Origin of the sequence: Taishania pollutisoli, from assembly GCF_014518315.1 — a bacterium.
GTDB lineage: Bacteria > Bacteroidota > Bacteroidia > Flavobacteriales_D > Crocinitomicaceae > Taishania > Taishania pollutisoli.
The window spans coordinates 1-1,315 of record NZ_JACVEL010000036.1; the positions used below are offsets into that span (position 1 = coordinate 1).

At 39.8% G+C, this 1,315-nt stretch carries 2 protein-coding genes; both read right to left on the reverse strand.

Features of this window, described 5'->3' with window-relative positions; genetic code table 11:
• Positions 1-43: 43 nt before the first annotated feature.
• Positions 44-940, reverse strand: a complete 897-nt coding sequence (locus H9Y05_RS16150) for an IS3 family transposase (protein WP_216714898.1) — start codon at positions 938-940, stop codon at positions 44-46.
• The gene (locus H9Y05_RS16155; protein WP_216714899.1) at positions 937-1,251 is read right to left on the reverse strand and encodes a transposase; all 315 of its coding nucleotides are present in this window, start codon (positions 1,249-1,251) and stop codon (positions 937-939) included. The genes H9Y05_RS16150 and H9Y05_RS16155 overlap by 4 nt, the downstream gene beginning before the upstream one ends.
• Between the last annotated feature and the right edge of the window lie 64 nt (positions 1,252-1,315).

The window sequence follows — 1,315 nt, forward strand, 5'->3', positions numbered from 1 at the left end:
GTGTATCGACCCCTTATTAATTGGACGGATTTCCGCTGTTAGTTTAGGTTGATTTTATAGTTTTACGGCTTTCGCCGGTTGTTTTAAGGGAAGCTGATTCCCATTTTTGTTGCGGAGTAATAAACCCCAGTTTTCTGTGATTGCGTCTAAAGTTATACCATTCAAAATATTGTTGCAACATTACTTTTGCATCATACCCGCTCAGGAATTCGAACCGATCAATGAGTTCACGCTGTAGAATACTGTGAAAAGCCTCGATATAGCTGTTCTCTTCAGGTGTTGCTATATGAGTAAACTCCTGTTTTGCCTGGGCACTTTTCAAATAATTTTTCACATCGTTTGCGATAAACTGTGATCCGTTGTCATTGCGGATAATCACATTCTTAATCCCGTATTCCTGATCGATCAGCCGGAATAAATTGATTACATCCATTTTTCGGATACTTCTTTGGAAGATCCAGTTCAGGATTTTCCTGGAGTAAACATCCATGATGCTCAAGAGGTAATAATGTCGTTTCTCCGGATATATCCAGATATACTTGATATCCAGGCACAGGTATTCCATGGTGCGTAAAGCATCAATCTTTCTGTGCTGTACAAATTCCCGTCTGCCACTGGTACGAATTACTTTTCCAAGCAGCAAGTTATTCTCATTCATCAAACGGTAAACCTTCTTCTTATTGATCTGATAATGTTTGCGCTTCAGTTCCACTGTCACGTTTTCATATCCATAGCAGTTAAATGGTCCTGAGATGATTTCCTTGATATCTTCTAAAACCACATTGTTAGAAACAAGCTCCTGATCACAAATAGTAAACTCACTGGGTTTGCGACCGCGCTTCTGAGCTGATGGAACATAATAATAAACACTCTTTGAGAGCCCAACCCAGTTGCAAAGAGTGGTAACTGTGACCTGCTTTTTATACGCTTGTACAATCATGATCTTTTCCCCGGACCGATAGGAGTTTTTTTTAAAAGCTCACTCTTAACCTCTAGTTCCAGAGCTTGATTGGCAATGATACGCCTTAGTCGAGCGTTCTCTTCTTCCAATGCCCGCTTTTCAGGATCTACTTTGTGATAAGATGGTTGTAAGCCCTTTATTCCTTGTGATAAATACTTTTTCTTCCAACGGTCAACTAATGACGGTGAAAGATTGTACTTGCGGCACGTAAATGCTTGTCCCTCCCGCTTGGCTTCCTCCAAAATCGACAATCGATCCTCAGGTGAAAATACTCTTCTTGCTTTTTTCATTACTCTTAAAGATATTACTAAATTGTTTTATAAATTCAGTCCAACTCTTTAAGGGGCTAAGACA

What these genes read in the sequence shown, in the direction of transcription:
- H9Y05_RS16155 (WP_216714899.1), bottom strand. Translation starts at nt 1,251, where the DNA reads ATGAAAAAAGCAAGAAGAGTATTTTCACCTGAGGATCGATTGTCGATT.
- H9Y05_RS16150 (WP_216714898.1), bottom strand. Translation starts at nt 940, where the DNA reads ATGATTGTACAAGCGTATAAAAAGCAGGTCACAGTTACCACTCTTTGC.